We start from the raw sequence: 5,482 nt of genomic DNA, 5'->3' as shown, positions 1-5,482 counted from the left end.
GAAATAGAGGTAAAAGGCTTGGTTTGAGATTCAATTTAATCGCTGGAATCTACAACTTGGAACTGAGCAAAAAATGATTTATGAAAGAGGTCTATTTAGTATGAAATCACTTGTTCAAAATCAATATCTCGGCACACAGTAAAAATATCCAGTTTCATAAGATATACCTTTACGGTATTTTTAGTAATTAATTAATAAAAATAATATGTATATCAAAATTAATTATAATAAACCAAGATTTAGCTGAATGGCCATTTGCCAATTTGTCATCCCGTATGTGAATAAGCACGTTTTAAGGCTCTTTCTGCTTCCAGCTTTGCTGCTACACGTTTGCGCTGAACTGTACGAACAGAAACCTCCAGGAGAGTTGCAAGTTCTTTATTTGTATAAGCAGAATAATCAATTAATTCCACAGTTGGTTCCTGATCCTCTTTAATTTTTTTTATGTAGGTTCGAATGGTACGTTCTGATACACCACACGCTTGAGCGATCTCAGTTGCTTTTAGAGAGGGATCTTGCATGTATAGGTCAAAACACTTTTTCCGGGCGCCTTCATAGTGACTTGATCGTACTTCACCACCTCGCGCCCCACGTGCTTTTTGCCGTTCCCTAAACCATGGAGCGGATTCCTGATAGTGCATATTTTTAAAACAGTATCGGGCAATACTTTTTGCCATATGCTTAAGCTCATTATCTGATAACAAATTATTTGGAAAGTAGTTTTGGTTAATTTCTTGGGCTTCACCCTGTAAAGTGAATGCAAAGTCAGTTTCGCTCACATACTTCTCGTGCAGCTTGTACGCTTTTACCCGTAAAATATCAAAAATCGTGCAGTTCCGGCCAAAGCCCATAGTTTCAGAAATTTGTTTGTTTTGTAGGCAGTATTTTTGAATTAGCAGAAAAGCTTCAGATTTGTCGGGATTATCCTTTTCATAATCCAATTTTGATACTCCCATGCCTTGGTTCAATTCATTGAGCGTATAAGGCTTCACTCGAGGGTATAAACAGATATGTTTGGGATTAAAAGGACTTCTTGCCAGCGTACCATTGTATGCAGCATCACCATTGTGGATGGCTGTCAGTTTGAATAAAGTCTTGAAATAGTAGTCTTGGCACTTGCGTCGTGACTTAAAGCTACGTGAAACACCCTTTTCTAAAAAGTACCATAATTGGCAATGACCCGTTTCAGGGTTGATCACAACCATATTTGGAAATGGGCATGGTAAGTCCAGATAAGCGTCAGGACTATTTATATCACTGTCTATGATCATGAAGTTCAGCATATTTTCATGATTTGGCTGAATATGTTCATGTTTCAAAGCGCGATACTTTTCAAGCGGGTAAGATCTCGGATTATCTGTTTTTAAACTTGATGAGCAAAGCATCACTTTTGGTAAATTTCTGATCAGAAAGTCTTCAATGTCCTTAGGCATATACGATTTAATTGAGTGATCTTTCTTTTGCTCAAGTAAACAATCCATATACAAACTCATGAATAACCTGCTTTATTCCTGCCTGAATTTTTTAGAAATTTTTATAAATTTCTATCCATTAAAAAGCTTTAAAGAGCCTCTTTTTGGAGTCTACTAAATTCAAAAAAATGACTTCTCCAATGGTGAGATTTAGGAAAAAAATGTTGGCTTGAGTTGAAAGAATGAAGATTTCTTATAATGTTTTAGAGTGGTATTACATGACCTGGATAGTCACCGACTTTGTGGAGACCTTTTAATTAGTTAAAATTGCTGTTGCTGTGAGTTTCTTTTAATTGTTCAAGCGAAAGAGGATCAAGCAGAAAATTTATAAATCAAGAACTGAAGCAGATTTTGATTTATTTGAATATATTCAAGTTTTTTACAATGCAAAATGCAGCAATGGTTTCAGTGGTTAGCGCTTTCCATTAGATAATGAACAGACCCATCAAAAAATGATGATGTGTGAAGTTTTGGTGGCTTTTCAGACGTTACCTATAATAATTATTCTAGCTGCCTCGTATATGGCTATTAACAGGACAGCTGATAGCGAGTACTGCGTCCGCCCCTTTCTAGTTTGATAAGACAACCTTTATCTAATAAATCAGTTAAATGGCGTGTTGCCGTTGCTTTACTTACTTTGGCTATCTTCTGATATTCAGCTGCACTCACCTCAGATTCATGCCCCTTTGCACTTTTATCTATTAAATAATCCAGGACTTCACGCTGGTTTTCATGCAAATCAAGATTCGCATTTTTTTGCCAGAACTGATTCTTCAATAAAACTGGTTGAATATGTTTTAAAGTAACCTCAAGGCTCTCATCCAAAGTATCGAGAAACCATACCAGCCAACCGGTAATATCTGTATGCCCCTTTTGAGACCGTTCAAGAATCTCATAATAACTTTCACGCCTGACAAAGATTATTGGTGACATCGCATAGCAACGGATACTTGATGGATCCACCTGAGCCAATGCTAAATGGGTTAACAGTCGAGTCATACGGCCATTTCCATCTTCAAACGGATGCATCGTCACAAACCACAAATGGGTTATCGCTGCACGCAAGAGTGGATCAAGTAGTACATCTGTTCTACTGTCATTAAACCATTCAATAAATGCCTTTAATTGTTCTTCTAATCCATTTCGTGGAGGAGCCTCAAAATGTATATTCAGGTAATCAGCAGAGCCAGAAACAACCTGCATAATAGTTCCGGGACGTCTTAGTTCGCCAACATGCAAGTCTTGGCTTTTGCCTTGAGGAGTGCTAAACAGCCATTGATGCCATTGCATCAAACGCTCAAAAGTTAGAGGAAGTTCTGTATTGTTTAACAGATCAAATATGAGGTTTCCCAAATTTTCATAATAAGTATCCTTTCTACAGGATTGCCCACCCTTGATCTCAAAAGATTCGGCAAGAGAAGCATATATAAGGGAGCCATTTAAGCTCTCATTTTCTATAGCGAAAGAAGCCCCAAGTTCCCTTACCAGGTTTTCAATAAACCAATTCTCTATATCAAGCGTACACTGGCTTTGGCCCAGAATAACTCCCATCTTTTTATGAATAAGTCTGGTCTTTGGCAAGATCAGACCATCTTGCCATCTAAATTCTGTCCAGTTTTTTCTTTGCCAGATCCATTTTTGCATTTCAGGTTTCTTTATTCATTCTGAATGAGCCGAATAATAGGGTTAATCAGCTCATATTATGAGCCGTATATTCAGTGTACTTTTTATTCATAGCTTTTAAAACTACTTATTGATAGTCAGCATCCCATCCCAGCTAAAATAGTTTTGAGTCAAATTCTTTCTGGACATTGCCCATGCACGGCTGTGCATCTTGCATGGTCCAATTGCTATTTTCTTATCCCCAAATTTGACTTTTACTTCCTCAATCGCCTTCTGCAATTTTTCATTTTTCTCAATCTTTGAGCTATCCGAGAGCAGGTCATAGATATAGCTCTGTTTCGATTCAATCGCAGTCAGAATCACGCCACATTTTTTAAACTCTATCCCCTCCTTGAATAATTCATGCATACGCTTCATCAAGACCCTGTTCATTACAATGGCAGAGTCCGTAGGTTCCGGAAAGCCGATACTGACCGATTTATTGTAGAAAGGCCGATGTTGATCGAACGGATTAGACTGGGCAAATGCAATCATACAGCCACATAAGGATCTATCTTCTCTTAACCGTTTAACTGCATTCTGCAGGTAATCACTCATCGCTTCCGATAAAGCTTCAATATCCGTTACCCGTGAACCAAATGATCGAGAAGAGATAATCTGCTTTTTGGTAGGTGGAGATGATTCCAGCTCTATACAGGAAATTCCCTGTAGCTCCATTACAGTCTTTTGCATTACAACAGAAAATAGTTTCCTCATTTGATGTGGATTAGACCGGGTCAAATCAAGAACTGTATTGATGCTTAGGCTATTCAGTTTTTTACTGTGCTTTCGGCCGACTCCCCAGACTTCCGAAACGTCGATCAGACTTGAAAAGTAATCTCTGTGACACGGATCCATAGATACAAGATCACAAACGCCATTAAACCGTTTCGCCTTCTTTGCCATATGATTGGCCAGCTTGGCTTCTGTTTTACTCCGGCCAATACCCACACATACTGGCAAGCCGATCCATTGTAAAATTCTTTGCCTCATATGCTGGGCATATTCGACCAGGTTATAGTTATGAGCATAGGCTGTGACCTTTAGAAAGCACTCATCAATCGAATAGACTTCCTGCTCACCAGGTGCCACATATTCAGCCAGAATGGAATGAAACCGATGTGACATTTCTGCATATAAAGCATAATTACTGGAAAGTACCTGAATATTGTGTCGCTCTACAGTATCGCGGATCTGGAATAAGGGGACGCCCATTTTAATACCCAGGTCTTTAGCTTCCTGAGAGCGAGCGACTACACAGCCATCATTATTGGAAAGCACAATAACCGCTACATCTTTCAGTTTAGGATTGAAAAGCCGCTCACAACTGACATAACAGTTATTTACGTCGATGAGCGCATATATTTCTTTCGTATAGCTCATCTGAATTTCTTGATTACATTAGTGACTACTCCCCAGATCTCGAACTGTTGTCCTTCTTCGGGGTGGATATCTGGATACTCATCATTTTCTGCTTTTAGCCAGCAGCCTTTTAAGTCAACGATGAGCCGTTTCACGGTAAATTCATTATCGATACAGGCAATCACAATATCTCTGTGCTGGGCTTCAATACTGCGATCTACGATCAGGGCATCATTAATGTCAATTCCTGCATTTAGCATGGAAAGAGAATTCGCACGAACAATAAAAGTGGCATTGGCATTGTTAATCAGGAATTCATTCAGATCTAGTTTTTTATCAATATAATCCTGAGCTGGTGAGGGAAATCCGGCTTGAACCCGCTCAATTACAAGAGGTATTTCCATTTTTGTGACAGGATCAAACTGGCGGATATCACTAATTTCATTTCCTTTTTTTAATGACTTTAAGTATGCTCTGATATCAAGAACCTGTGATTCTGGCACACGAATCACTTTAGTCTCTTCAGATTTCTTCCTGCCTGCACCGGCACGAAAACCCCCATGAGAATTTGCCATATTCTGCTTACCTTTTTGATTTTTGTTACATTAATCAAGATTGTAGAGATATGGGAAATTTCATACAAATAAAATAATCCTTTTAAAATCAATTGGGCGTCTTAAAATGACGCCATTTTTTTAACTTTCTGACCAATGGTTTAGATAGATCTAGTTATTTAAGCAAAAATTATTTTTTGAGAAATAGATAATCTAGAAAATATATTTCTTTTGATAATGATTAATTTTTTAAGCATTGCTCGTTAAAAAATTGGTTTATGCTTAAATTTTTAATCATAATGAAATAAATACTTAAACAGCTAAAACTATGAGCTGATTAGGGTGTGTTGACATTTACAGCCGATAAATTGAGCTAAAGAGGCAACCATATAAATATACAAGCTAAAGCAACAGCGCTTTGATAGTTACGTT

At 37.9% G+C, this 5,482-nt stretch carries 4 protein-coding genes; all 4 read right to left on the bottom strand.

Annotation, left to right across the window (positions count from 1 at the left end):
- Positions 1 to 266: 266 nt before the first annotated feature.
- The 4 genes from F955_RS16085 to F955_RS16070 all read right to left on the bottom strand — a co-directional run bounded on the left by F955_RS16085 (position 267) and on the right by F955_RS16070 (position 5,071).
- The gene (locus F955_RS16085; protein WP_004897636.1) at positions 267 to 1,493 is read right to left on the bottom strand and encodes a replication initiation protein; all 1,227 of its coding nucleotides are present in this window, start codon (positions 1,491 to 1,493) and stop codon (positions 267 to 269) included.
- A 507-nt stretch (positions 1,494 to 2,000) separates the two neighbouring features.
- Positions 2,001 to 3,116, bottom strand: coding sequence for a Fic family protein (locus tag F955_RS16080; protein ID WP_004897634.1), 1,116 nt, complete (start codon positions 3,114 to 3,116; stop codon positions 2,001 to 2,003).
- Between the two features lie 102 nt (positions 3,117 to 3,218).
- Complete coding sequence (locus F955_RS16075) at positions 3,219 to 4,517, bottom strand: DNA polymerase V subunit UmuC (RefSeq protein ID WP_004897632.1); 1,299 nt, start codon at positions 4,515 to 4,517, stop codon at positions 3,219 to 3,221.
- Positions 4,514 to 5,071, bottom strand: coding sequence for a LexA family protein (locus F955_RS16070; protein WP_004897630.1), 558 nt, complete (start codon positions 5,069 to 5,071; stop codon positions 4,514 to 4,516). Before F955_RS16070 ends, F955_RS16075 begins: the two co-directional genes overlap by 4 nt.
- Between the last annotated feature and the right edge of the window lie 411 nt (positions 5,072 to 5,482).

Source organism: Acinetobacter schindleri CIP 107287, from assembly GCF_000368625.1.
GTDB classification, from domain to species: Bacteria; Pseudomonadota; Gammaproteobacteria; order Pseudomonadales; family Moraxellaceae; genus Acinetobacter; species Acinetobacter schindleri.
The sequence above is the reverse complement of the archived record's forward strand: the minus strand, read 5'-3'. Positions and strand labels throughout refer to the sequence as shown.

Coding starts and splice junctions, on each gene's coding strand:
- F955_RS16070 (WP_004897630.1), bottom strand. CDS start 5,071: ATGGCAAATTCTCATGGGGGTTTTCGTGCCGGTGCAGGCAGGAAGAAA.
- F955_RS16075 (WP_004897632.1), bottom strand. CDS start 4,517: ATGAGCTATACGAAAGAAATATATGCGCTCATCGACGTAAATAACTGT.
- F955_RS16085 (WP_004897636.1), bottom strand. CDS start 1,493: ATGAGTTTGTATATGGATTGTTTACTTGAGCAAAAGAAAGATCACTCA.
- F955_RS16080 (WP_004897634.1), bottom strand. CDS start 3,116: ATGCAAAAATGGATCTGGCAAAGAAAAAACTGGACAGAATTTAGATGG.